A 24,641-nucleotide genomic window follows, 5' to 3' on the forward strand; every position below is an offset into this window, starting at 1 on the left:
GTGTTGCGCTGCGAAGGCATCGTATCGGCGCGAACAATGCACGCGTCCGTTGACTTGGATCAATAGAGCGACCGGCGCCGAACCCACGATCCCGCATCACCTTCGGTAAAGGATCGGGAGAGAGAGATGTCCAAAGACGCCAAGCCCGCACAGAAGCGTATCGACCAGTTCTTTTCCGGCCCGGGCGCGCGGGCAGACGACTGGCGCGAGCTTGTGGAAGCAGCAAAGACCTGGGCGCGCGTGGGCAATCGCGCAGCCTATGACGCGGCACTGGCCGATCTTTCGATCACCGAAGAATTTCACGGCTATCCCGGTCCGCACCTCATGGCGGCGCTGCGGGAAGCAGCAGTCGCCGGCGATGGCGCGTCATCGTTCGCCCTTGCGACGCGAATTGCCCAGGCACTGGCGACACGATCCTTCCGCCAGCATGCCGGCGACTGGAGCGCCAAGGATGACGGCGATGTCGATGCGCCCGAACTGGTGCCGCCGGCCTTTGGCGCGCACAGCGCGCGCAGGCCGTATTTCGAGACCCTGATCGTCACCGGCGTATCATCGAGCCAGTGGCCGGCACTGGCTGCTGAATGGCGCAAGCTGCGGCGCCCGGTCGATGCCTTTGTGTACGAACCTGTCATCGTCGGCAGCCTGGAGGACGCCTTCTGCGCGACGATGCTCAATCCGAACATTGGAGCCGTCATCATCAACGAGGGCTTTGGCCTGCGTTCGCGCCACGATGCGCCGGTGTTGCGCTCGATCATGGCCTCGGCCGGTCTCATCGACGAAACCGACGCCTCGGCGCTGCGGCTCGCCCAGATCATCAAGCGCGTCAGGCCCGAGCTCGACCTTTACATGATCTCGAACCGGGACGTGGAGGAGCTCGCAGGTAATCCCGAGGCGGATGTGGTCCGCCGCATCTTCTATTCCGTTGAAGAGCTGCTGGAGCTGCATCTGTCGATCCTGGAAGGCATCCAGGATCGCTACGACACGCCGTTCTTCGACAATCTCAAGAAATACGCCCAGCGTCCGATCGGTACCTTCCACGCGCTGCCGATCGCGCGCGGCAAGTCGATCTTCAAGTCCGATTGGATCCGGGACATGGGTGAGTTCTACGGCCCGAACCTGTTCCTGGCCGAGAGCAGCGCCACCACCGGCGGTCTCGACAGCATGCTGGAGCCGACCGGCAACATCAAGAAGGCGCAGGAAAAGGCGGCAAGGGCGCTCGGTGCCGACCGCGTGTTCTTCGTCACCAACGGCACCTCGACGTCCAACAAGATGGCGGTGCAGGCGCTGCTCGCGCCGGGCGACATCGCGATCGTCGACCGTAATTGCCACAAGTCCCATCATTACGGGATGGTTCTGGCCGGCGCGCAGCCGCTCTACGTCGAAGCCTTCCCGATGACGGAATACTCGATGTACGGCGCGGTGCCGCTGAAGACCATCAAGCAGGCGCTGCTGGGCGCTAAGGCCGACGGCCGGCTCGACCGCGTCAAGATGGTCGACCTGACCAACTGCACCTTCGACGGCCATATCTACAACACGAGGCGGGTGATGGAGGAATGCCTCGCCATCAAGCCCGATCTGATCTTCCTCTGGGACGAAGCCTGGTTCGGCTTCGCGCGGTTCTCGCCGTTCCTACGCCGCCGCACCGGACTTGGCGCCGCCAACGAGATCGAGGCATGGATGCGCCATCCCAAGTCGGTCGAGGCCTATGAGAAGCAGCAGGCCGAGCTCGGCAAGAACCCGTCCGACGAGATGCTGCTCAAGACCCGGCTGATCCCAGATCCCAGACAGATCCGGCTGCGCGTCTACCAGACCAACTCGACTCACAAGTCGATGTCGGCGATCCGCCAGGGCTCGATGCTCTCGGTCAAGGACGTCGAATTCCACACGGTCGAGCAGCAGTTCAAGGAGGCGGTGTTCACCCACGCCTCGACCAGTCCGAACCAGCAGCTGATCGCGAGCCTCGACATCTCGCGGCGGCAGATGGAGCTGGAGGGCTATGGCCTGGTCGCCAATGCCATCGAGATCGCTTTCGCGATCCGCCAGGCAGTCAACAACAATCCGCTGATCTCGAAATATTTCCGCATCCTCGGGGCCGACGCCATGGTGCCGGCGCAGTACCGCCAGAGCGGCTTCACCGACTTCCTCGCCCCCGGCGTCAACTGGGCGAATACATTGAAGAGCCTGGACGAGGACGAGTTCTGCCTCGACCCGACCCGCATGACGCTGGTGTGCGGCATGGCCGGCTATGATGGGACGCAGTTCAAGGGCATTCTCGCCAACGAGTACAACATCCAGGTCAACAAGACCTCACGCAACTCGGTCCTGGTCCAGTCCAACATCAACAACACCCGCAGCGACGTCGCCCATCTCGTCCGCGTGCTCGCCGAGATCGCGGGCGAGATCGACCGCGGCCTTGCCCAGGGCGGTGCCAATGCGCGGAAGACCTTCGAGGCACGGGTGACGAGCCTGATGAAGGACGTGCCGGACCTGCCGAATTTCTCGCATTTCCACCCGAGCTTTCGCGGCGATGCCGGCACCAAGACCAATGAAGGCGACATCCGCAGCGGCTTCTACGCGGCCTATGACGTCGCCGGCTGCGAGCACCTCCGCCTCAATGATCCCGAGATCGACGGGCGGCTGAAGGCCGGGCCCGAACTCGTCTCGGCCAACTTCGTGATCCCGTATCCGCCGGGCTTCCCGATCATGGTGCCCGGCCAGGTCATCACGCAGGAGACCATCGACTTCATGCGCAAGCTCGATGTGAAGGAGATCCACGGTTACGACGCCAAGGAAGGCTTGAAGCTCGTGCGCACCGAGGCATTGGCCAAGCTCGGCCGGCCAAAGCCCGGCGCGCAAACGAAGCTCAAGGCCGCATCCTAGGGCTTGGAGGGGACCAATATGCAGTCATTTTTCCAGTTCCTGCAGCAGTATCCATATCTGCTGCTGTTCTTCGTCGTCGGTCTCGCCGTTTATATCGGCCGGGCCAGCATCAAGGGCTATGGCCTCGGCATGGTCGCCGGTGCCATCGTGGTCGGCGCGGGCATCTCGGTCTGGGCATCCAGCTATGGCGTGAAGCTGGAGTTGAACAACTTCGCCAAGAGCCTGTTCTACTATCTCTTCATGTACGGCGTCGGCCTGCGCGTAGGTCCGTCCTTCGTCAACAGCCTGCGGGGCGACGGGATCAAATTCTTGTTCCTCGCGGTGGTGTCGAGTGTGATCGGCCTGACCCTTGTCGTGCTTGGAGCGAAGCTCTTCGCGCTCCCGCCCGGTGCGGCCGGCGGCATGCTTGCGGGCTCTCAGACCATGTCGGCGGCGATCGGTTCGGCCGAGCAGGCCGTCACGTCGGGAGTCGTGAAACTGCCTGCCGGGATGAAGCCCGAGGATGCCTCCGGCATGATCGCTTTGTCCTACGGCATTACCTACATTTGGGGCACCGTCGGCATCATCCTAATCTGCAAATACCTGCCGCGCTGGTGGGGCGTCGATGCCAAGGCCGCCGCCAAGAAGTATGAGCAGGAGTTCGGCGTCAAAGATCTCGAAGGCGGCGCCCTGACCGGCTACCGTCAGTTCGGCCTGCGGGCCTATCGGCTCGAAAATCCCGCGACGGTCGGAATGAGTATTGCCAAGTTCCGCTCGATGAATCCGGAATACCGGATCGTCAATGTGGGACGTAACGGCGAGCCGCAGGGTGCTGATCCCGAGCTCGTGCTGCAGAAGGGCGATATCGTCGCGCTGGGCGGATCGACCGAGCATCTGACTGAGAAGATGGGCCTGATTGGTCCGGAGGTCGCCGATGCCAAGACGCTCGGTATACCCATGGACCAGGCCGAAATCGTCGTCTTCAATAAGGACGTGGTCGGGCGGACCTTCGAGTCCTTCCGCGACACGGCCATCGCCGGCCAGCTGCAGGTGACCAAGGTCGAGCGGGGCGGGGTGCAGATCCCGGCCGGTCTCAAGACCAAGCTGGAGCGCATGGACATCGTCTCGGTGGTCGGCCTCAAGTCGGCGGTCAACGAGCTCGGCGAGATGTGGGGCCGCATCGCGCGCGCCAACACCTCGACCGATCTGCTGACCCTGTCGGTCGGCATGATCATCGGCTTCCTGATCGGCATGATCGAATTCCCCGCCTTCGGTGCCAAGGTCGGTCTCGGCAATGCCGGCGGGCTGTTGCTGTCCGGCGTGATCGTGTCCTCGGTCGTGTCGCGGCTGCGCTTCTTCGGCAATACGCCGAACGCGGCACGAAACGTGCTCGAGGATCTCGGCCTCGTCGTGTTCGTCGCGATCGTCGGGGTCAATGCCGGCGCCGGCCTGTTGGCTCAGCTCACCGGCGCGCTCGCGCTCAAGATCTTCATCGTCGGCTTCATCGCGTGCACGATCCCGCCGTTCATCGTCTGGGCGATCGGATACCACGTCTTCAAGATCAACCCGGCGGTGCTGATGGGCGGCGTTGCCGGCGCGCGCTCGCATTCCGGCCCGTGCCGCGAGGCCGCGGTCGAGATCCAGAGCTCCGTGCCCTGGATCGGATTCCCGGTCGGCTATGCCGTCTCGGGCATCCTTCTCACCATCTTCGGCTACTTCGCGATGATCCTGGCTCAATAAGGGGGAAGACACGTCATGAGAAAATTGTCCTTCGGCGCCGTCCTGGTCGCTTCGCTCGCCGCCGTTTCTGGCTTCAGCACGTCCGCGCGTGCCGACACCGGTCAGGTCGCGGTCGTCTTCACCAAGGGTGGCTTCATCGTCGGCGCCGGTGGCGGTGAGGGCGTTCTGGTCTACCGGGGCAAGAAATACCCATTCACGGTGTCTGGCATGAGCGTGGGCCTCACCATCGGAGCGTCGACCACGAAGTTCGTCGGCCGCGCGCTCAATCTGAAGGGGCCGGCGTCGATCGAAGGCTCTTATGCCGTGGGAGGAGCGGGCGGGGCAATCGCCGCAGGTGCCGGCGCCGTTCAGTTGCAAAACAGCAATGGCGTGATCCTCCAGCTCAGCGGCCCGCGGGTCGGCGCGGAAGTATCGGCTGCCGTCGGTGGCGTCACGATCCGCCTGAAATCGAGTTGAAGGGGTCGTATGGTTATTGAGCGATCGACGGCAGCATCGGGCCCCTAAAGCATGATCCGGAAAAGTGTGTAGCGGTTTTCCGAATAGAACATGCTCAGACAACAACCTAAAGCGCGATGACGATTCTTCCCAATCGCGTCGCGCTTTAGCGGCCCGATGCTGCTCAATAGCGCTGCGCGACGAAACTCATTTTCTTGAGGCTGGCCTGGTCGTTGTAGCGTCCCTTGTCGGAGCGCTTCGGCAGCGTGATCTTGTCCTTCTTGATGCGCTGGTAGGGGATGGCGCCTAGAATGTGGGCGATGCAGTTCAGCCGCGCCCTTCGTTTGTCGTCGGAGCGGACGATGTGCCAGGGCGCATCCTTCGTGCTGGTCTTCTTCAGCATCAGGTCGCGCGCGCGCGAATAGTCGTACCAGCGACGGAAGGATTCCAGGTCCATCGGGCTGAGCTTCCACTGCCGGACCGGGTCGTCGATGCGGGCCTTGAAACGGCGCTCCTGCTCGTCCATGCCGACCTCGAGCCAGATCTTGATCAGGATGATGCCGCCGTCGATGACGTATTTCTCCATCTGCGGGCACAGGTTGAGGAAACGCTCGTGCTCGGCGGGGGTGCAGAAGCCCATGACGTACTCGACACCGGCGCGGTTGTACCAGCTCCGGTCGAAGATCACGATCTCGCCGCCGGCCGGAAACCTCTCCATATAGCGCTGGAAGAACAACTGCGTCTTCTCGCGGTCGGACGGCGCGGGCAGGGCGACGACCCGGAACACGCGCGGGCTGACCTTCTCGGTGATCGCCTTGATCGTGCCGCCTTTGCCGGCAGCGTCCCGACCCTCGAACAGGACGATGACGCGGAGCTTGTTTTCCCGCACGTAGTCCTGGAGATGGCACAGCTCGACCTGGAGCTTCTCGAGCTCCTTCTCGTAATCCTTCCGCTTCATCCGCTCTGCAGGGCCGTCCTTCGCCATGCCGATCCCACCTGTTGCTAATCGTCCCAGGAAATGGTCACGCCGATGTCGCCGGGCACGCCCCCGGGAAAATCGATGATCTGATAGGCGATGCGATAGCCGCGCGGCTTCAGATAGTCGGTCCAGAGCTGGAAGATTTCCTTGGGAATCCCCGTCAGGGTGTTCTCCCAGCCCTTTTCCATCTGATTGATGGCGCGGCCCTTGTCCGTGCACAGCGAGTTGGGGAAACGATAGACCAGCACTTCCGTGAGGCCGTTGCGCACCGCGCGCTGGATGACGGTCGAGGCGAGCTTGATCTTTTCCTCCTCGGTCTTTCCCGAGGGTTTGCTCAAGCGCTCGATCAAGGCATGCTTCTCCGCCTCGGCCGCGGCGGCAAGGCGTACATATTCCTCCGCCTTTTCGGCCTCCTTGAGGGCGGCTTCCTTACGAATCTGGGCAGCGCTGGGGATGAGATCGTCTAGGCCGGGCATGGGCGGCTCCTGGTGATTGCGCGATCAGCATGCTGCAGATGCTAGGTTGGCTCGGCTGCGGTTCCTTGACTCAAATCAAACAAATGCGAACATGCCCGACCACAGTGCCGCCCATGTACGTTTTAATCGGGAGAGACGTTTGAGCGAGCAGCTTCATCCGATGGCACCGCATCATCTGCCGTTCTATCTCGCACCGGGAAGCGGGACCGACACGCTGATGGTGGTGATGGGCGTATTCCTGATCGGCACCGTGCTCTGGATCGGCACGCTCTATTGGAAGCTGCACAGCCTGCCCGAGCGCATGGCGCACAAATCGCAGAAATTGCAGTTCGAGCTCGTTGCTGTGCTCGGCCTGATCTCGCTGTTCACGCACATGCACATCTTCTGGATCGCCGGCCTGCTCCTCGCGATGATCGATCTTCCGGATTTCGGCACGCCGCTGCGCAGCATTGCCGGATCGGTCGAGAAGATCGCCGACGCGACGCCGGCCTCCGATGCGGAGGAAGTCCAGGCCGAGGCAGCCGTCGCGCCGCCTCCTGCGGGCAAGCCGGGACCCGCCAAGGAGAAGGAGCGCAGTCATGCTTGAGCTGCTGATCTGCTCCCTCGTCACGATCCTGCCGGATTACCTCTACCGTCGCTACGCCCAGGGCAAGCGCTTCGGCAAGGAAATCACCTTCTTTTCAGTCTGGTACGAACTGCGCTGGGGCATCACGGCCTGCCTGATGCTCACGGTGTCGTTGATCACCATGATCTTCTACTTCCATCCGGCGACGTCGTCGGCGACACTGTACTTCCGCACCGTGCCGATCCTTCCCGAGGGCTCGGGCCGTGTTGCCGAGGTCAAGGTCCCCTTCAGCGCACCCGTCAAGCAGGGCGACGTGCTGTTCATCCTCGACAGCGCGAAGCAAAAGGCTGCGGTCGAAACCGCCAGGCGCAAGATTGCGGAGGTCGATGCCGCCGTGCAGACGGCGCAGGCCGATGTTGTCAAGGCCGAGGCGCAGCTCGGGGAGGCGAAGGCGAACTACCAGCAGGCCAAGGACGAGCTCGAGGTGAAGACCGAGCTGCAGCGCCGCAATCCCGGCATCGTTCCGCAGCGTGACATCGACAAGCTCCAGGTGCTGGTCGATCAGCGCCAGTCCGGCATCGATGCTGCAACGGCCGCGAAGCAATCGGCGTCCTTGCAGGTCTCCGTTCTGCTGCCGGCCCAAAAGGCCAGCGCAGAAGCCGCGCTCGATCAGGCTCAGGTCGACCTCGACAAGACTTATGTGCGTGCCGGCGTCGACGGACGGGTCGAGCAGTTCCTGGTTCGCCCCGGCGACGTCGTCAACCAGCTGATGCGCCCGGCCGGCGTTCTCGTTCCGGAGGGAGCGGGCCGCAAGGCGCTCCAGGCCGGTTTCGGCCAGATCGAGGCGCAGGTCATGAAGGAAGGCATGGTCGCGGAAGCGACCTGCATCTCCAAGCCATGGGTGATCATCCCGATGGTGATCACGACGGTGCAGGACTATATCGCGGCCGGACAGTTCCGCACCGGCGAGCAGCTCATCGATCCGCAGAACGCGGTCCGTCCCGGCACCATCCTGGTGTTTCTGGAGCCGCTTTACAAGGGCGGTCTCGACGGTGTCACGCCGGGCTCGAGCTGCGTGGTCAATGCCTACACCAGCAATCACGAGGAGATCTCGGCCAAGGACACCCCGACCAGCCGGAAGATCGCGTTGCATGTCGTGGATGGCGTCGGCCTCGTCCATGCGCTGCTGCTGCGGATCCAGGCGCTGTTGCTGCCGATCCAGACGCTCGTGCTGAGCGGCGGGCATTGAACTTACCCGGGGCACACCAGCAGGCGCAAGAAACGATCATGCTGCAGTCCGGGACTGTCCGCATGGGGCGATCCGGGCTAGAATTGACTGGCAAGCAGCTGCGGTAACCTGCGAGTGTCTAGCATGAGCGGGGGCGCGTCCATCGTCCGGCTGAAGCTGCGGCTCGCGGCCGCGTTGCTCTGTCTCGGCCTGCTCATGGCCGAGTGCCTGTCGTCCGGGCAAGCCGGTGCCCTCGAGCGGACCCGGCGAGGCGAGCTCAAGCGCGTGCTGTTGCTGCATTCCTTCGGCCGGGAGTTTCGGCCGTGGAGCGACTATGCGCGTGACATCAAGGCCGAGCTCGAGCGGCAATCGCCCTGGCCACTCGATATCCAGGAGCACGCGCTACTCACCGCGCGCTTCAACAATCCTGGTCCCGAGGCGCCCTTCGTCGAGTATCTGCACTCGCTGTACCACGGCGCGACGCCCGACATCGTCGTGAGCATCGGCGCGCCTGCAGCCCGGTTCGCGCAGAAATACCGCGCCAGGCTGTTCCCCGATGCGCCACTGATTCTATCTGCAGTCGAGGATCGGCTAATCGATCGCGCCGATCTCGGCGACAACGATGTCGTCGTGGCCGTCCGCAACGATTTCGTCGCGGCCTTCGATAACATTCTTCAGGTTCTGCCTGATACCAAATCGGTTGCGATCGTCATCGGTGCCTCGCCACTCGAGAGGTTTTGGACGGAGGAGCTGAAGCGGGAGCTGAAGCCTCTCGCGGAGCGGATCGAACTCGTCTGGTACTCGGATTTGTCCTTCGAGGAGATCCTGAAGCGCTCGTCAAAGCTGCCGTCCCACACCGCGCTGTTTTGGGGGCTGATGTCCGTCGATTCGGCCGGGGTGGTCTATGAGAACGACTGGGCCCTGCGCAAACTGCATGCCGTCGCGAACGCCCCGATCTTTTCTTACCAGGAGCCGTTTTTCGGCGAGGGCGCAGTCGGGGGACCGATGCACTTGGTTCGGGAAACGACGTCGCGGACCGTCAGCGCCGCGATCGGTATCCTCGGCGGCGCGAAACCTTCGAGCATCACATATGTGCCGACCGCCTTCGCTGCGCCGCGTTACGATTGGCGGGAGTTGCAGCGCTGGGGCATCAGCGAGAGTCGTCTGCCGCCGGGAAGCGCAATCCTGTTTCGCGAGCCGAGCATCTGGCAGCGCTATCACTGGCAGATGCTGATGATCGCGGCCGTGTTCCTGGTCCAGGCCGGGCTCATCAGCGGGCTCCTGCACGAGCGACGCCGCCGCCAGGTTGCCGAAGTTGAATCGCGCCATCGGCTGACGGAACTCGCCCACGTCAACCGCTACTCGGCCGTTGGCGAGCTGACGACCTCGATCGCGCATGAATTGAACCAGCCACTCGGATCGATCCTGACCAATGCCGAAACGGCAGAGCTCATGCTCAAGGCTGCCCAGCCGGATCTGGTCGAGATCCAGCAGATCCTCGCCGACATCAGACGGGACGACCAACGGGCGAGCGAGGTGATCCGCAGGCTGCGCAGCATCCTGAAAAAGGTCCCGTTCGAGATCAAGACCATCGAGCTCAACGATACGGTGCGCGAAGCAATCGATCTCGTGAAGGCCCTCGCTCAGGGGCGCCGGATCACGTTGAGCTATGTGCCGGCCCTGGCCGGCCTTCACGTCAAGGGAGATCCGGTCCAGCTTCAGCAGGTCATTCTCAACCTGATCATCAACGCAATGGATGCGATTTCCGATGCGGACGCCGGAAAGCGGGAGGTCAGCGTGTCGACGCTCAGCACCGGCAATCAGGCCGAGATCAGGATCGCCGACACCGGGCCCGGAATACCCGCCTCCGATCTCGCAAGTCTGTTTGATCCGTTCTTCACGACCAAACCGCACGGCATGGGCATGGGCCTCGCGATCGCCAGAACCATCGTCGAGGCCCATCACGGCACAATCGCCGCGGCGAACCAGCCTGCGGGCGGCGCGCTGTTCACGATCAGGCTTCCGACCGCTCGCTGAGCGGGCGGTATCTTGATCTTGATCAAACATCACGACGCTGAAGCCGTTCTCTCTCAGTCGCATGACAAGTACGACGGGCGAGCGTGAGGCGTATGAGACGTCGTGACTTCATGAGGCTGGTTGGTGCTGCCGCTGCATTGCCGGTCCTGGCGAAAGCCCAGGACCGAATGCCCGCCGTCGGCGTGCTGACGGGCAATGTCGCTGGTGATCCCGGGGCGCAAATGCGCGTGGATGCCTTTCAGCAGGGTCTCACCGATCGAGGCTGGGTCGCCAACCAGAACTACCGCCTGGAGGTGCGCTGGCCGGGCCCCGATCCGGCGCGCCAGAAGTTGGAGGCGCTCGAGCTCGTCGCCGCGGCGCCGGACGTGCTGTTCTCGACCAGTACGGGATCAACACGGGCGCTGCGCGATGCAACGCAGCGCATTCCGATCGTCTTCGTGGGGCTTTCCGATCCGGTAGGGACGGGGCTTGTCGCCAATCTGGCCCGGCCGGCCGGAAATCTGACCGGCTTTTCGCTCTATGAGCATTCGATGAGCGGGAAGTGGCTCGGCCTCTTGAAGGACATGGTGCCGGGAATGAGCCATGCGGCCCTGCTGTTCAATCCGGAATCGGCACCCTACGGACCGTTCTATGTTCAAGCGGCGCACCAGATGGAAGGCCGTCTCGGCCTCAAGATTGCCGGTGCGAGCGTTCGCAGCGGTCCGGAGATCGCGGGAGTGATCGAGACGGCGGCGCGCACAGGCGGCGGCCTCATCGTGCTGCCGGATGGCGGCTTCTTCGGAACCCACAGCACGATGGCCATTGCATTGCTGGCGCAGCGGCGCGTGCTCGCCATCTTCGCAGTCCGCTTCTACGCGTCGAATGGCGGACTGATGTCGTATGGTGCAGATCTCACCCAGCAATTTCGTGATGGCGCCGGCTATGTCGACCGCCTCCTGCGAGGTGCCGATATCAGCACTCTCCCGGTGCAATTTGCCACCAGGTTTGAGCTCGTCATCAACATGAAGACCGCCACGGCCCTCGGCCTGACGGTGCCGAACCGGCTTCTGCTGGATGCCGAGCTGATCGAATGATAATCCGATCTTTGCGCTGCAGCAGCCGCGATGACCCGTTTCGTTGATCTCGATCAACAAATGCCTGCGCCCCGGCTTGATCCTTCCGCACTGAAGTCCGAGGGAGGATGTGATGTTTCGTTGCGGCAAGATCCTGATGGCGCTGGCGCTCTTGATGTCGACCTCGGTCGCTGCGACGGCGCAGATCACAACGACACCTGCAGCGCCGACGACGCAGGCGCAGCCTGCCAGTCCGCCTGCGCCGACGGCCGAGCTCTTGAAGCCCGAGCAGCTCGAGGCCCTCGTCGCACCGATCGCGCTTTATCCCGACGAGTTGCTCGCCAATGTACTGGCCGCCTCCACCTATCCGCTGGAAGTGGTGCAGGCCGACCGCTGGCTGAAGGAGCGCAAGGGCCTGAAGGGCGATGCGCTGAAGACGGAAGTGGAGAAGCAGGGCTGGGATGACAGCGTCAAGGCACTGGCCAGCACCGCCGATGTCCTCGTGATGATGAGCGATCAGCTCGACTGGACCAAGAAGCTCGGCGATGCGTTCCTCGCGCAGCAGCCCGACGTGATGGACGCGATCCAGCGTCTGCGCAACAAGGCCTATGACAACAAGAAGCTCGTCACCACCAAGCAGCAGAAGGTCAGCGTCCAGTCTCAGGAAGGCAAGCAGGTCGTCGTCATCCAGCAGGCCGATCCCGCGGCGATGTACGTGCCGTATTACGACCCGGCGACCGTCTACGGCAGCTGGCCCTATGCGGAGTATCCGCCGTATTACTGGGGCTACCCGTCCTATATCGGCGCCGGCGTGGTTGCGGCCGGCATCGCCTTCGGCACGGCCTGGGCGATCGGACGCTGGGGCAATTACTGGGGCGGCGGCTGCAACTGGGGTAACCGCAACGTCTATGTCAACCATCGCACCACGAACATCGGCAATGGCTGGCAGCACAATCCGGCGCATCGCGGCGGTGTCCGCTACAACAACAGCAATGTTCAGCAGCGCTTCGGCAACAACAATCTGAAGTCCGGCGTGTCGGACCGGATGGATTTCCGCGGCCGCGACGGCAACCAGGTGCTGCGTCCCGACCAGGGTGCCGGGGACCGGGCGGGAGATCGTGCGGGTGATCGCGGCGGTCCAGGAGATCGCGCTGGGGATCGCGCAGGTGATCGCGCCGGCAATCGTGGCGACCGTCCGGGCGCGGGCGATCGCCCCAGCGCAGGGACGCGCGACCGGCCCGGCGGCGGCGATCGTGCCGGTGCCGGTGATCGTGCCAAGGGCGCGACCAAGGGTGGCGGCGATCGCGCCAAGGCTGCGAACCGCGCCGGCGGCGGTGCGGCCAATCGCGGCGGCGGCAATCGTGGCGGTGCCATGAACGTCTCCTCCGGCCGCTCGGCTGCCGCAGCATCCGCACGCGGCCGCGCCAGCATGGCGAGCATGCCGCGCGGTGGAGGCGGCGGACCAAGCTTTGCCGGGCGCGGCGGCGGTGGCGGAATGGCGATGCGTGGCGGCGGAGGCGGCTTCCGTGGCGGTGGCGGCGGCGGCCGGCGCTCGGATATCGCGCTCAAGCATGACATCGTCCTGCTCGGACACCTCTCGAACGGCCTTGGCTATTATCGCTTCAGCTATATCGGCACCGATAAGGCCTATGTCGGCGTGATGGCGCAGGAGGTCGAGCAGGCGATGCCCGCTGCCGTGACCCGCGGCAGCGACGGCTATCTGCGCGTCCACTACGAAAAACTCGGCCTGACGTTCCGCACCTATCGCGACTGGCTCGCCGGCGGCGCGAAGATTCCTGCGGAGGTGATGCCATGACCGGTCTGAGATCGTTTAGCCGTGCGCTGATGCCCGGCGTCCTCGTGCTCGCGCTGCTCGGATCGGCCTCTCTCGCGCAGGAATCCTACAAGACACCGGAAGAGGCCGCGTCTGCCCTTGCCGCCGCGGTCAAGAGCGGCCCGAAAGACATCTTGAAAGTGCTCGGCAGGAATGCGGAGGACATCGTGTCGTCCGGTGACGAGGTTGCCGACAACGACATTCGGGCGCGCTTCACTGCGATGTACGACGCCAAGCACGGCATCAAGGCGGAGGGTAACAAGACTGCTACCTTGATGCTCGGGCCGGACGACTTCCCGTTTCCAATTCCGCTGGTCAACACCAGGACGGGCTGGGCGTTTGACACCGACGAGGGACGCATCGAGGTGCTGCGCCGTCGCATCGGCCGCAACGAGCTCGACGCGATCCAGACCGCGCTCGCCTTCGTCGACGCGCAAAACGAATATGCGGAAAAGGACCGCGGCGAAGGCGTCGGCGTCTACGCGCAGCGCATCGTCTCCTCGCCCGGCAAGAAGGACGGCCTGTTCTGGCGCGACGACAGCGACCCGAGTCCGCTCGGCGCGCTCGCGGCCGAAGCCTCGAAGGAGGGCTATCGCGGCGGCGATGTAGGCCCTGCACCTTATCACGGCTATTACTTCCGAATCCTCAAAGGGCAGGGGCGGGACGCACCCGGTGGTGCGCTCAACTACGTCGTCAAGGGCAAGATGATCGGCGGCTTCGCCCTGATCGCCTGGCCCGCGGAATACGGCAATTCGGGCGTGATGACCTTCTTGGTCAATCATGACGGCGTCGTCTATCAGAAGGATCTCGGCAAGCGCACGGCGTTCATCGCCGAGCGCACAACATTGTTCGATCCCGACGAGACCTGGAAGAAGGTCGATGCCGCAAAACCCTGAGCCGCGCGTGCGCGCATTTCGCCTGATCGCGCTGCTCCTGCTCGCGCTCGGGCTGACCCTGCCGGCGGCGCCGTCCTTCGCGCAGGCCACCGGTCAGGTCAGAGTGAAGATCGTCAAAGCGGGAGTCCTGGCCGGCGGTGGCGTGGGCAGCGGCGTGTTGACGTACCGGGGCAAGACCTATCCCTTCAAGGTCAGCGGCGTGAGCTTGGGCATCACGGTCGGTGCAACTGTCGGCCGCCTCGACGGCTGGGCATCCGGCATCCGGGAGGTCAGTGACTTCGCCGGCAACTACAGCTCCGTCGGCGGCGGCTTTGCGCTGGTCGGCGGCGCCAACGGTGTGCACCTCCGCAACGAAAAGGGCGTCACGATGGTGCTGCAAGGCCCGAAGGCGGGGCTCGAGTTGGCGGCCAATATCAGTCGGATCACGATCGCTTTGAGGTGAGGCTCAGGCCGCTCGCGCGATCAAAGCAAGAGCGACAGGCGCACGGTTCTCGGATCGTCACTCCGCGCAGGCTTGAAGCCCGCCTTCGCGAACACGGTTCGCATGGCTCCGTTGTCGGATAGAACCTCGGCCACGAGCTCTCGTAGACCTTGCGCGCGCGCAATCTCCGTCAGATGCTTCAACAACAGCGAGCCCACGCCGCGACCTTGCCAGGCATCCACCACGACGAAGGCCATCTCGGCCTGGCCGGGCTCGATGACGACATACCGGCCGCCGCCGACAATGGTGTATCGCCCCTGTTCTTCGGCGAGAGCGGCCAGCGCGACGTGATTGCTGAAATCCACGTCCATGAAGAAGGCGCGCTCCTTCTCGGAGAAATGCCGTTTCAAAACGAAGAACCGGTTCTGCAGCGACTGCGGTCCTGTACGCGCGACGGCGGCGAGCATGTCCGCCTCGTCGCTGGCGCGAAGCGCGCGGACCTGGATCGGGGTGCTGTCCTTCAGCACGGTTTGCACGCTGTAAGTTGCAGCTTGGGACATTGTCGATGTCGCTCTTTCAAAACCGCCCGGCCGGGTCTCTTGCCCTATAATGCAGGATAGACGCCTCCGAAGCGTGCAGATCATCTTGACCTAGATCAACGTTCGTCCTCGCTCAGCGCCGTCAATTGGCCAAGGCGACGGAGAGGTCGAGAACATGTCCATGCACAAGATGCAAATTCCGGGCGGTCCCATGTCGGGGCTGGTCGCCTCGGCAGTCGAATACCTCGTCGATGCGGGACAGCGCAGTATCCTGTTCCTGGATATCATGCGCCGGCGCGGGGACCAGTACAGGGAGCACCTCGCGCAAACCGCCCCGCATGTTCTGCAATATGCGGCGGAGTTGATCATCGACGGGCGCCAGCTCGCCGAACCCGTCAATTACGCGCTGGTGCGCATCGTTCCGCCCGCCAACGTCGAGATCGACATGAACCGGCGGCCGTTCGTCGTGGTCGATCCGCGTGCGGGCCACGGCCCCGGCATCGGCGGCTTCAAGGCCGACAGCGAGATCGGGGTGGCGATGAAGGCAGGCCATCCCTGCTATTTCATCGGCTTCCTGCCGGACCCGATGCCCGGTCAGACCATCGAGCGCATCGCGCGTGCCGAAGCCATCTTCATCGAAAAGGTCATGAGCCTTCACCCGGATGCCGACGGCAAGCCCTGCGTGATAGGCAATTGCCAGGCCGGATGGGCCGTCATGATCCTGGCCTCGCTACGTCCCGAGCTATTCGGCCCGCTGATCATCGCCGGCGCGCCGCTGGCCTATTGGGCCGGCGTGCATGGAAAATATCCGATGCGCTACTCGGGCGGGCTGTTGGGCGGAAGCTGGTTGACGGCCCTGACCTCCGATCTCGGCGCCGGCAAGTTCGATGGTGCTTGGCTGGTGCAGAACTTCGAGAACCAGAACCCGTCGAATACGCTCTGGACCAAGCAATACAACGTCTATTCCAAGGTCGACACCGAGGCGGATCGTTATCTCGAATTCGAGCGTTGGTGGGGCGGCCACGTCAACCTGAACGCCGAGGAGATCCAATTCATCGTCGATGAGCTGTTCGTCGGCAACAACCTCGCGGCCGGCAACATCGAAATGTCCGATGGCCGGAAGGTCGACCTTCGCAACATCAGATCCCCGATCGTGGTGTTCTGCTCGGAGGGCGACAACATCACGCCGCCGCAGCAGGCGCTGCATTGGATCCTCGATTGCTATGCCGATGTCGATGAGATCAGGGCCTATGGCCAGACCATCGTCTACACCGTGCACCAGAACATCGGCCATCTCGGCATCTTCGTCTCGGGCGGCGTTGCCAAGAAGGAGCACGCGGAATTTTCCAGCAACATCGACCTCATCGACGTTCTGCCGCCCGGACTCTATGAAGCGACTTTCGAGGCGAAGGATGAGGAAACCGCAAGTTCGGATCTGGTCGTCGGCCAGTGGGTGATGCGCTGCGAAGCGCGGACGCTCGACGACATCCGCGCCATGGGCGGCAATTCGCCTGAGGACGAGCGACGCTTTGCCACCGCCAAACGAATCTCGGAAATCAACCTGGCGGCCTATCGAAAATTCGTCCAGCCATGGCTCAAGCGCATGGTGACGCCACAGATGGCCGAATGGGCTCACAACATGCATCCGCTGCGGCTGCAATACGAGCTGTTCAGCAGCCAGAATCCTTTCATGGCGACGGTGAAATCATTGGCCGAGAAGGCCGCCGAGAAGCGCAAGCCGGTCGCTGCGGACAATCCGTTCCTGGCGTTCCAGGAGCAGATCTCGAAGCAGGTCGTTCACGCCCTCGACAGCTGGCGCGATTCACAGGAGGCGCTCAGCGAAGCGATGTTCCTCAGCGTCTACGGATCCCCGGCGCTCCAGGCGGCGGTCGGGATCGATCCGACGTCCACGCCGTCGCGTCGGCGTGAGATGTCCGCCGAGCATCGCACCATGCTCGAGAAGCGCATTGCCGAGCTGAAGTCGCGGATCGGTGAGGGCGGCCTCCGTGAAGCGGCGTTGCGCGCTTTGCTCTATGTCGGCTCGGCACGGGGGATGGTGGACGAACGCAGCATCGAGGCTCTGCGCCGGGTCCGCCGGGATCATGGCGGCGCACGCATGTCTCTTGCCGAGTTCAAGATGCTGGTACGCGAGCAGTTCTTCATGCTGCTGCTCGACCGGGAAGGGGCGCTCGCTGCAATCCCGAAATTGCTGCCTGACGACATGAACGTTCGCCGCGCAGCATTCGAGGCGATCGAGCAGGTGCTGTCGGCCAGTGCGGATGTCACCGGCGAGCGCGCAAACCGGCTGCGGCAGATCGCTGGCCTGTTTGGCCTCGACTCCGCGGAAGGTACCGAAAGGGCGTCGAACGTTGCCCCTTTCGATCCCAAGGCGAAGGCGTCGTAGCGCGAGTTGCAAGGATCGGGAGCGACATCATGTCAGCAGATGCGACGGCCACGCAGTCTCCCAGCAAGTATGATCGTCTGATCGCCGCTGCCAAGGCAATCCCGCCGACGCCGACCGTCGTGGTGCATCCCTGCGATGAGACATCCTTGCGCGGCGCTGTCGACAGCGCGTCTGCCGGCATCATCCGGCCGCTCCTGGTCGGACCGGAGCGGAAGATCCGGGATACGGCTGGCACGTTCGGCCTGGACATCTCGGGTTATGAGATCGTGGATGCCGCGCACAGCGACGATGCCGCGGCGAAGGGTGTCGAATTGATCCATGCCGCGCAGGGCGAATTGCTCATGAAGGGCAGCCTGCACACCGACGAGCTGATGCGGGCCGTCACGGCCAAGGTCGGGGGGCTGCGCACCGATCGGCGCATCAGCCACGTTTTCGTCATGGATGTGCCGGCCTACGCCGAGACGATCTTCGTCACTGACGCCGCCATCAACATCTTCCCAGATCTGGACGCCAAGCGGGACATCATTCAGAACGCGATCGACCTCTACAATCAGGCGGGCTTCGGCAAGTTGCCGCGGGTGGCCATCCTCTCCGCAGTCGAAACGGTCACCTCGAAAATTCCGTCCACGATCGAGGCCGCGGCGCTCTGCAAGATGGCGGATCGCGGCCAGATCACGGGCGGCGTGCTCGACGGGCCGCTGGCGTTCGACAACGCGATCGACCTCGAATCCGCGCGGATCAAGGGCATCAAGTCCGAGGTGGCCGGCCGCGCTCAGATCCTGGTCGTGCCCGACCTCGAAGCGGGCAACATGTTGGCCAAGAACCTCGCCTATTTCGCCAAGGCCGACGGCGCCGGCATTGTGCTCGGCGCGCGCGTCCCCGTCGTCCTGACCTCGCGTGCGGACAGCCCAAGAGCACGGATGGCGTCCTGCGCAGTTGCTGCACTTTATGCTCACGCGCGGCGCCAGAAGGCGCCGACAGTCGCGGCGTGACCGCCATGGACAGCATCCTCGTCGTCAACGCCGGCTCCTCGAGCGTCAAGTTCCAGGTCTTTGCGGTCGAGGGTGAGGGCGTTCTGCGCCGCCTGATCAAGGGGCAGGTGGACGGCATCGGCAGCCGTCCGCGCTTGCGGGCGAGCAGGGCAGGCAATGATCCCATGGCCGACCGGGCCTATCCGATCGAGACCATTCCGGACGTGCCGGCGGCGATGCAAGTCGCGGGGGAATGGCTGCGGAACGAGGCGCGCATCCATCCGTTGGCGGTCGGGCATCGCGTCGTCCATGGCGGGCCGGATTATGAGCGGCCAATCGTCGTCGATCATGGCGTGGTGGCACGGCTGGAACGCTTCGTCACGTTGGCGCCGCTACATCAGCCGCACAATCTGGCGCCGATCCGCTCGATCCTCGCCAATTTCCCGACGATACCCCAGGTCGCTTGCTTCGACACCGCGTTTCACCGCACGCACGGTCCGCTGGCCGATCATTACGCCATCCCTTACCAGCTTCACACCGAAGGTGTGCGACGCTACGGCTTTCACGGGCTCTCCTATGAATACATCTCCAGGGCCCTGCCGCAGATCGCGCCAGACATCGCAAAGCGCCGGGTGATTGTCGCGCATCTCGGCAGTGGTGCGTCGATGTGTGCGATGAAAAATGGGTTGAGCGTCGAGAGCACGATGGGATTTACCGCGCTCGATGGGCTGCCGATGGGCACGCGCCCGGGCCAGCTCGATCCCGGGGTCGTGCTGTATCTATTGTCCGAGAAGGGGATGACGCCATCGAAGGTGCAGGATTTCCTCTATCGCGATTGCGGATTGAAGGGGCTTTCCGGGCTCAGCAACGACATGCGCGAGCTGGAGGCGAGCCTTGATCCGCAAGCGAAACTGGCGGTGGACTATTTCGTCTATCGCATCGGCCTCAACGCCGGCATGCTGGCGGCGGCGCTGCAGGGTATCGATGCCTTCGTCTTCACCGCCGGCATCGGCGAGAACTCGAGCGGCATCCGCGCGCGTGTGGCGGAGCAGCTCGGCTGGCTTGGCGTGACACTCGACCCGGCCGAGAACACGCGCCATTCGCGGCTGATATCGGCAAAGGCGAGTCTCATTCCGGTCTACGTCGTCCCGACCGACGAGGAGCTCATGATTGCGCAGCACACGCTGACGCTGTTGATGAACGGTCAACCCCAGACATGAGAGGGTGTCATGATTCCAGTATTTCCGGACAGCAAGGTCGCACTAAAGGGGAAGAAGGGCCTCGTCGTCGGCATCGCCAACGACCAGTCGATCGCCTGGGGCTGCGCCAGGGCGTTTCGCGCGCTCGGCGCCGATCTCGCCGTCACCTATCTGAACGACCGCGCCAAGAAGCACGTCGAGCCGTTGGCGCAGGCCCTGGAAGCGCCGATCTTCCTGCCGCTCGACGTCATGGTCGAAGGCCAGACTGAAGCGGTGTTCGAGCGGATCAAGTCGGAGTGGGGGCAGCTCGATTTCCTGCTTCATTCCATCGCCTTTTCGCCGAAGGAAGCATTGCACGGCCGCGTCGTCGACGTCGGCCGCGACGGCTTTCTGAAGACCATGGACGTCTCCTGCTGGTCGTTCCTGCGGATGGCGCATCTTGCCGAACCCCTGATGAAGAACGGCGGCACGATGTTCACCATGACTTATTACGGCAGCCAGATGGTGGTGGAGAACTACAACATCATGGGCGTCGCCAAGGCGGCGCTCGAAGCCGCGGTCCGCTATGCCGCTGCCGAGCTCGGTCCGAAGGGCATCCGCGTGCACGCGATCTCGCCAGGGCCGCTCGCGACCCGCGCGGCCTCGGGCATTCCGGAGTTCGACGAGCTGATGGACAAGGCACAATCCAAGGCGCCCTCGCGCAGCCTCGTCAGCATCGACGATGTCGGCAATGCCACCGCGTTCCTGGCGCTCGACGGCGCCAAGCTGATCACCGGTGGCGTGCTCTACATCGACGGCGGCTATCACATCATCGATTGACCGGCGCAAGCGCGCGTGGTCATGCCGGCGGTGCGCCGATGCCGATGCTCTCGAGTAATTCGCGCCAGAGCTTGCGGACTCCGGCGTGACGCTGCGCGAGCGCCGCACTGACCGCGTCGCGATGCGGCGCAAGGTCTGTGCTCTTCAGAAACAGAATCTGCGCCTGCAACAGCCGGCCGCTCTCGAATTCGATCCGGTGCAGCGCCATAACAAAAGGATCCTGCGCATTGACCTCGAGCGGTAGGAGCGCAGCCGGCCGTATGCCGGCATGCACGGCGTGGGCAAGCGCTGCGAGGTGAATCATTTGGGCAAGGCGAGGGTCTGCGATCCCTTCGACCGGTGCAGGCAGCCAGGCGGACTCCCAGGAGGCAAGCATGTAACCCAGGGAAGGATCCAACACCCAGGACGTGGCGCGCAGCAGCAGCGAGACGATCTCGGTCTCGCGATAAAATTGAGCATTCAATTCGGTCTGCCATGCCGCGTCGAGCCTCGCGGGCAGCATGAAAGCGAATTGCCGAGCCAGGGCGCCGTGCGCCGAAATCAGGAATGCTGCGACCTTCGTCTGCTGGTACGGTGGAATGCGACCGTCCGGCGCGACGGGACCGAGGAAGCCGGTCATGGCAGCGCTCGCTTGACCGGGATGGCACGCAGATGATCGTAGCCGGCAGGAAACGGCGTGAGCTCGCCGCCGGGCTGGTCCGGCGCCACCCAGACCGCTTGATTGCCCTGCCAGCGGCCGGCCAGCACGTCTTCGGCAAAGCGCGCCAGCAGATCGGCGGTCAGTGTCCCTTTCTCCAGCGTGAAGGCGTGATAGGCCCTGGGGATGATCACCAATGAGCTATTCTGAATCTCAGCGCGCAATGTTTCGTGGAGACCCCGCGGCGTGAGAAAGTCGAACTCGCCGTTGAGAATCATGGTTGGAACGGCGATCTTGGACAGGTGCGGCGTGAGCGGCCGGAAGTCGAGAAAGGATTCCATCAGGTTCTGCAGCGCGTAGACGTCGTTGACCAGCCAACCTTGCCGCTTCACGCTATCGAGCTTGTCCAGCAGTGGCTTCAGCCATTGGTCGGAAAGGTTCATGGGTAACAGCAGGTCCTGGAGGTAACTTGTGCCGCCGAGGATCAGCCCGGTCCGCAGCGCATTGCCAAGCAGCAAGAGTTGCGGCGACAGGTCCGCAAAGCAGCTCATCGGCACGAGCCCGGCCAATCGCTTGCCGTGCTCGATCGCATATCGCAGCGCGATCAGGCCGCCAAAGCTGATCCCGCTCAGAAAGACTGGACCGTCCCCGAGTTCGTCGATCAGGAGGCGCAAAGCAGCGACCTGGTCGTCCTGGCTGATGAAGAGTCTCGGCTTGTCGGAGGCGCCCTGGCCGAGCAGATCGAAGGTCGCAACGCGAAAGCCTCGCGCCGATAGGGCCTCGCGATAGGCGCTCCACAGCTCGGAATATTGCGTCAGCCCGTTCACGAGAACATAGGCCGGTGCGCCCGCCGGACCGTCGAGCTCATAGCGGATCCGATATGAGCCGTGGCTTAGGAAAGGCATCGCGAGGGTACTGCCGGTGTTTTGATGCCCGCGATCCTCGATTCCTCCGAGCGGATTCCATTGAGCTAGATCAAACCTTCCGCGGCCGCCCTGCCTAGCGTTTCAGGAAAATCTTCCAGGGAGGATCGCATCATGGCCGGACGAGATGCGTTGAAGCGTTGCCTGTTGAGCCTGATCGTGCTGCTGCTCGGAACGGCGATCGCAACCGCACAGCCGTTCACGCGCCGCTCGTCGCAAGTGCAGCATGACGGGCTGAAGAAGACCTACGAGATCGCCAACTTCCGCCTGGGCGGCAAGTACGACCTGTCCGATCCCTCCAAATGGGAGAACGGCGGCGAGGGCGGCGTCACGCTGGAATCGCTCGGGGCCGGCAAGCTGCGCACGGCATACATTGCTGTCGGCAACGCAAGGCGCAATGCGGCCGGCGAGATCACCAATGCCATCGTGATCAACTCCTATTATTCCGGCGATTCCACCGACATGTACGAACAGTGGGTGAAGGGTGCGGCGTTGTCGGGTGGCGTACCCATCATTGGTCCGGGCCGGCCGATCGACACGGATCGTTACTATGTCATCATGGTCGATCCGCTCGGCACTTGGGGCGCGAGCAAGCCGTCCGACGGCCTGGGCATCAAGTTTCCGCAATACAGCTACTACGACATGGTGCAGGCGAACTATCGCCTGCTGCGTGACGAGCTGAAGGTCGCGCGCGTCGCACTGGTGACCGGCGTCTCCATGGGGGGCACGCAGACCTACGTCTGGGGCGTGATGCATCCGGAATATGTCAGCGCCCTGATGCCGATTGGCGGCACCACGCAATCGGATGGCGACGACCCTGTCGGCAACTGGACCTTCCAGATGATGACGGCCGCGATCCAGGGCGATCCGGTCTGGCAGGCGACCGAGGGCGATTATTACAAGCTCCCGAAGGAAAAGCATCCGGTGCCGGGCGTGGCCTTCGGCTGGTCGATCCTCGGCATGACGGGTTATGACTTTTCCTTCCGCACGACCCAGAACTGGGCGGCGGTACAGCCCGAGATTTTCTATTGGGATCCGCCGAACGAGAAGGCCGGCCTCAACGTCACCAATCGCGCCAAGCTCTACGACGCCGTCGACCTCGTCTGGCGCAATCGGGTCGGCGAGACCCATAACGTCAATCCCTATCTCGGTCGCATTCAGGCTCGCACGCTGGTGATGCACATCACCAACGATCTCTGGCTCAACTTCAAGCTGGCGCAGAAGGCCGTTGATCGCGTGCCCGGCGCTGATCTCATCGCACAGGAGAGCCCGGTCGCGCATTACGGCGTGTTCCCGATCATCAATCAGCGCAAGAACGATCCGAAGTTCGTCACCTTCATGGATGATGTGGCGGCCCTCGATCGCGCCCAGAAATTTGTCGACAAGAACTATCGCGTGCCCGACGTCGCCCAGACGATCGATCCCAAGAAGTCGTTCTGGAAGGCCCACGTGACCTATCCCTATCCGGTCAAATTCGGCAGCGCCAAGGACAAGAGCGGCAACTCCTGGGAAATCGGCTACATGGACGAGTATGCCGGCACCGACAAGGATCCGAAGGTGCTCGTCATCATCCACGGCAAGGGCGCGTTCGGCGGCCATTACGGCAACATCATGCAGTATGCGCTGCGCAGCGGCCTGCGCGTGATCGTGCCGGACCTACCGCATTACGGCATGTCGGGACCCGGGAATCTCGACAAGAACCCCGCTCGCACCATGCAGGACATGCGCGAGGTGATCTACGACCTCGTGGTCAACCAGCTCGGAGTCAAGAAGGCGTATTATCTCGGCCACTCGCTCGGCGGCCAGTTCGTCGTGGGCTACGCCCTGACCTGGCCTGATGCGGTGCAGGGCCTCGCCTTGGAGGCGCCGTCCGGCCTCGAGGAATATCCGCGCGAGATCACTATTGCCAAGGACAAGAAGGCGCCTCTCTTCGCCGACGGCCTCGGCCGAGACTTCGACAAGTGGAAGCAGGTCTGGGACCAGACCGGTATTCTCGCTGCGGAAAAGGCGCGGAGCGAGCAGAACGTCCGCGACTTCTTCTACTTCAAGAAACGTGATCCGGACACCGGCGTGGTATCGGCTGCGAAGAGCGGATACTTCTTCAACGACAGCGAATATGCCCGTTTCCATACCGAGCAGCGCGCCGGGCTTACCAAGGGCAACCCGAAGGAGCTCGATCAGTGGTGCAACGTCTTCATCTTCGACATCTACACGATCGGTGCTGAGCTCCAGCAGGATGACCCGAAGAACCTCTATGAGCGGGTCACCCAGATCAAAGCGCCGATCTTCCTGGCGTTCGGCGACAAGGAGCCGTTCATTCCGACGCCTGCGTTCAACGGCCTGACGGACCTCGGCCGCGACGTCATCACGCCGTTCATGACGCGCATGACCAATGCCGGCAACCGGCCGATGCTCAAGATCTATCCGGAGACCGGACACTTCATCCACACCGACAATCCAGTGGAATACGCTGCCGATGTCGTGGATTTCGTGACCAACGGGGAGGTGGACACATCATCGCCGCTCGGAACCGATCGCATGATCAAGGGCGCCGTCGTCTCTGCCTTGCCAGTGGCGCCGACACCGCCCGGAGCGGCGCCGACGGCTGGCCTCAACAAGTAGGGCCC

Annotated in this window: 20 protein-coding genes; 15 read left to right on the forward strand and 5 right to left on the reverse strand. The window is 63.4% G+C overall.

The window, feature by feature from the left end:
* Positions 1–126 precede the first annotated feature (126 nt).
* From ACVWYQ_RS04255 to ACVWYQ_RS04265, 3 genes are read left to right on the forward strand one after another with little or no spacing between them, the layout of a single operon-like run.
* On the forward strand, positions 127–2,880 hold the full coding sequence (locus ACVWYQ_RS04255; protein WP_456725462.1) for a decarboxylase: 2,754 nt from the start codon (positions 127–129) through the stop codon (positions 2,878–2,880).
* Positions 2,881–2,898: 18 nt separating this feature from the next.
* Positions 2,899–4,599, forward strand: a complete 1,701-nt coding sequence (locus ACVWYQ_RS04260; RefSeq protein ID WP_271542168.1) for an aspartate:alanine exchanger family transporter — start codon at positions 2,899–2,901, stop codon at positions 4,597–4,599.
* A 15-nt stretch (positions 4,600–4,614) separates the two neighbouring features.
* Positions 4,615–5,055 carry a hypothetical protein gene (locus ACVWYQ_RS04265; RefSeq protein WP_271542169.1) on the forward strand — a complete coding sequence of 147 codons (441 nt, stop codon included), beginning with the start codon at positions 4,615–4,617 and terminating at the stop codon, positions 5,053–5,055.
* Positions 5,056–5,218: 163 nt separating this feature from the next.
* Here ACVWYQ_RS04265 and ppk2 read toward each other — a convergent pair whose 3' ends face one another.
* Positions 5,219–6,019, reverse strand: coding sequence for a polyphosphate kinase 2 (ppk2, locus tag ACVWYQ_RS04270; RefSeq protein WP_157284331.1), 801 nt, complete (start codon positions 6,017–6,019; stop codon positions 5,219–5,221).
* 17 nt (positions 6,020–6,036) lie between these two features.
* Complete coding sequence (locus ACVWYQ_RS04275; RefSeq protein ID WP_271542170.1) at positions 6,037–6,489, reverse strand: hypothetical protein; 453 nt, start codon at positions 6,487–6,489, stop codon at positions 6,037–6,039.
* 160 nt (positions 6,490–6,649) lie between these two features.
* Here ACVWYQ_RS04275 and ACVWYQ_RS04280 point away from each other — a divergent pair, with 160 nt between their 5' ends.
* The 7 genes from ACVWYQ_RS04280 (at position 6,650) to ACVWYQ_RS04310 (ending at position 14,543) form a co-directional block, all read left to right on the forward strand.
* Entirely contained in the window at positions 6,650–7,075 is a 426-nt protein-coding gene (locus ACVWYQ_RS04280) for a hypothetical protein (RefSeq protein WP_271542296.1), read from the forward strand.
* A complete protein-coding gene (locus ACVWYQ_RS04285; RefSeq protein WP_271542171.1) occupies positions 7,068–8,303 on the forward strand; it encodes an HlyD family secretion protein in 1,236 nt (411 codons plus the stop codon). The genes ACVWYQ_RS04280 and ACVWYQ_RS04285 overlap by 8 nt, the downstream gene beginning before the upstream one ends.
* Before the next feature lie 123 nt (positions 8,304–8,426).
* A complete protein-coding gene (locus tag ACVWYQ_RS04290) occupies positions 8,427–10,319 on the forward strand; it encodes a sensor histidine kinase (RefSeq protein WP_271542172.1) in 1,893 nt (630 codons plus the stop codon).
* A 92-nt stretch (positions 10,320–10,411) separates the two neighbouring features.
* Positions 10,412–11,392 (forward strand): ABC transporter substrate-binding protein, encoded by a 981-nt coding sequence (locus tag ACVWYQ_RS04295; RefSeq protein WP_456725463.1) that lies wholly within the window; start codon positions 10,412–10,414, stop codon positions 11,390–11,392.
* Positions 11,393–11,504: 112 nt separating this feature from the next.
* Complete coding sequence (locus ACVWYQ_RS04300; RefSeq protein WP_271542174.1) at positions 11,505–13,187, forward strand: DUF3300 domain-containing protein; 1,683 nt, start codon at positions 11,505–11,507, stop codon at positions 13,185–13,187.
* Positions 13,184–14,101: a DUF2950 domain-containing protein gene (locus ACVWYQ_RS04305; RefSeq protein ID WP_271542175.1), complete on the forward strand. Its 918-nt coding sequence runs from the start codon at positions 13,184–13,186 to the stop codon at positions 14,099–14,101. The genes ACVWYQ_RS04300 and ACVWYQ_RS04305 overlap by 4 nt, the downstream gene beginning before the upstream one ends.
* Positions 14,085–14,543, forward strand: a complete 459-nt coding sequence (locus ACVWYQ_RS04310) for a hypothetical protein (protein ID WP_271542176.1) — start codon at positions 14,085–14,087, stop codon at positions 14,541–14,543. The genes ACVWYQ_RS04305 and ACVWYQ_RS04310 overlap by 17 nt, the downstream gene beginning before the upstream one ends.
* Before the next feature lie 20 nt (positions 14,544–14,563).
* Here the strand turns inward: ACVWYQ_RS04310 and ACVWYQ_RS04315 are convergent, their stop codons facing one another.
* Entirely contained in the window at positions 14,564–15,082 is a 519-nt protein-coding gene (locus tag ACVWYQ_RS04315) for a GNAT family N-acetyltransferase (RefSeq protein WP_333919458.1), read from the reverse strand.
* Positions 15,083–15,236: 154 nt separating this feature from the next.
* Here ACVWYQ_RS04315 and ACVWYQ_RS04320 point away from each other — a divergent pair, with 154 nt between their 5' ends.
* The 4 genes from ACVWYQ_RS04320 to fabI are packed head-to-tail and all read left to right on the forward strand — an operon-like array spanning position 15,237 to position 20,454.
* Positions 15,237–17,465, forward strand: coding sequence for a DUF3141 domain-containing protein (locus ACVWYQ_RS04320; RefSeq protein WP_271542178.1), 2,229 nt, complete (start codon positions 15,237–15,239; stop codon positions 17,463–17,465).
* A gap of 29 nt (positions 17,466–17,494) precedes the next feature.
* Positions 17,495–18,457, forward strand: coding sequence for a phosphate acetyltransferase (locus tag ACVWYQ_RS04325; protein WP_157284353.1), 963 nt, complete (start codon positions 17,495–17,497; stop codon positions 18,455–18,457).
* 5 nt (positions 18,458–18,462) lie between these two features.
* Entirely contained in the window at positions 18,463–19,656 is a 1,194-nt protein-coding gene (locus tag ACVWYQ_RS04330) for an acetate/propionate family kinase (protein WP_271542179.1), read from the forward strand.
* Between the two features lie 9 nt (positions 19,657–19,665).
* Positions 19,666–20,454, forward strand: a complete 789-nt coding sequence (fabI, locus tag ACVWYQ_RS04335; protein ID WP_025035483.1) for an enoyl-ACP reductase FabI — start codon at positions 19,666–19,668, stop codon at positions 20,452–20,454.
* A 19-nt stretch (positions 20,455–20,473) separates the two neighbouring features.
* Here the strand turns inward: fabI and ACVWYQ_RS04340 are convergent, their stop codons facing one another.
* Together ACVWYQ_RS04340 and ACVWYQ_RS04345 are read right to left on the reverse strand one after the other, a co-directional pair.
* Complete coding sequence (locus tag ACVWYQ_RS04340) at positions 20,474–21,073, reverse strand: hypothetical protein (RefSeq protein WP_157284357.1); 600 nt, start codon at positions 21,071–21,073, stop codon at positions 20,474–20,476.
* The gene (locus ACVWYQ_RS04345) at positions 21,070–21,996 is read right to left on the reverse strand and encodes an alpha/beta fold hydrolase (RefSeq protein ID WP_271542180.1); all 927 of its coding nucleotides are present in this window, start codon (positions 21,994–21,996) and stop codon (positions 21,070–21,072) included. Before ACVWYQ_RS04345 ends, ACVWYQ_RS04340 begins: the two co-directional genes overlap by 4 nt.
* 132 nt (positions 21,997–22,128) lie before the next feature.
* Between ACVWYQ_RS04345 and ACVWYQ_RS04350 the strand changes: the two genes are divergently transcribed.
* A complete protein-coding gene (locus ACVWYQ_RS04350) occupies positions 22,129–24,636 on the forward strand; it encodes an alpha/beta hydrolase (protein WP_157284361.1) in 2,508 nt (835 codons plus the stop codon).
* Positions 24,637–24,641: the final 5 nt, after the last annotated feature.

The organism is Bradyrhizobium sp. USDA 3397 (assembly GCF_054060965.1).

Excerpts from the sequence above, each read along its gene's own strand:
- ACVWYQ_RS04345 (WP_271542180.1), bottom strand. The coding sequence starts at position 21,996 with ATGCCTTTCCTAAGCCACGGCTCATATCGGATCCGCTATGAGCTCGAC.
- ACVWYQ_RS04260 (WP_271542168.1), top strand. The coding sequence starts at position 2,899 with ATGCAGTCATTTTTCCAGTTCCTGCAGCAGTATCCATATCTGCTGCTG.
- ACVWYQ_RS04285 (WP_271542171.1), top strand. The coding sequence starts at position 7,068 with ATGCTTGAGCTGCTGATCTGCTCCCTCGTCACGATCCTGCCGGATTAC.
- ACVWYQ_RS04280 (WP_271542296.1), top strand. The coding sequence starts at position 6,650 with ATGGCACCGCATCATCTGCCGTTCTATCTCGCACCGGGAAGCGGGACC.
- ACVWYQ_RS04330 (WP_271542179.1), top strand. The coding sequence starts at position 18,463 with ATGGACAGCATCCTCGTCGTCAACGCCGGCTCCTCGAGCGTCAAGTTC.
- ACVWYQ_RS04255 (WP_456725462.1), top strand. The coding sequence starts at position 127 with ATGTCCAAAGACGCCAAGCCCGCACAGAAGCGTATCGACCAGTTCTTT.
- ACVWYQ_RS04315 (WP_333919458.1), bottom strand. The coding sequence starts at position 15,082 with ATGTCCCAAGCTGCAACTTACAGCGTGCAAACCGTGCTGAAGGACAGC.
- ppk2 (WP_157284331.1), bottom strand. The coding sequence starts at position 6,019 with ATGGCGAAGGACGGCCCTGCAGAGCGGATGAAGCGGAAGGATTACGAG.
- ACVWYQ_RS04295 (WP_456725463.1), top strand. The coding sequence starts at position 10,412 with ATGAGACGTCGTGACTTCATGAGGCTGGTTGGTGCTGCCGCTGCATTG.
- ACVWYQ_RS04350 (WP_157284361.1), top strand. The coding sequence starts at position 22,129 with ATGGCCGGACGAGATGCGTTGAAGCGTTGCCTGTTGAGCCTGATCGTG.
- ACVWYQ_RS04310 (WP_271542176.1), top strand. The coding sequence starts at position 14,085 with ATGCCGCAAAACCCTGAGCCGCGCGTGCGCGCATTTCGCCTGATCGCG.
- ACVWYQ_RS04320 (WP_271542178.1), top strand. The coding sequence starts at position 15,237 with ATGTCCATGCACAAGATGCAAATTCCGGGCGGTCCCATGTCGGGGCTG.
- fabI (WP_025035483.1), top strand. The coding sequence starts at position 19,666 with ATGATTCCAGTATTTCCGGACAGCAAGGTCGCACTAAAGGGGAAGAAG.
- ACVWYQ_RS04340 (WP_157284357.1), bottom strand. The coding sequence starts at position 21,073 with ATGACCGGCTTCCTCGGTCCCGTCGCGCCGGACGGTCGCATTCCACCG.
- ACVWYQ_RS04325 (WP_157284353.1), top strand. The coding sequence starts at position 17,495 with ATGTCAGCAGATGCGACGGCCACGCAGTCTCCCAGCAAGTATGATCGT.
- ACVWYQ_RS04300 (WP_271542174.1), top strand. The coding sequence starts at position 11,505 with ATGTTTCGTTGCGGCAAGATCCTGATGGCGCTGGCGCTCTTGATGTCG.
- ACVWYQ_RS04305 (WP_271542175.1), top strand. The coding sequence starts at position 13,184 with ATGACCGGTCTGAGATCGTTTAGCCGTGCGCTGATGCCCGGCGTCCTC.
- ACVWYQ_RS04275 (WP_271542170.1), bottom strand. The coding sequence starts at position 6,489 with ATGCCCGGCCTAGACGATCTCATCCCCAGCGCTGCCCAGATTCGTAAG.
- ACVWYQ_RS04265 (WP_271542169.1), top strand. The coding sequence starts at position 4,615 with ATGAGAAAATTGTCCTTCGGCGCCGTCCTGGTCGCTTCGCTCGCCGCC.
- ACVWYQ_RS04290 (WP_271542172.1), top strand. The coding sequence starts at position 8,427 with ATGAGCGGGGGCGCGTCCATCGTCCGGCTGAAGCTGCGGCTCGCGGCC.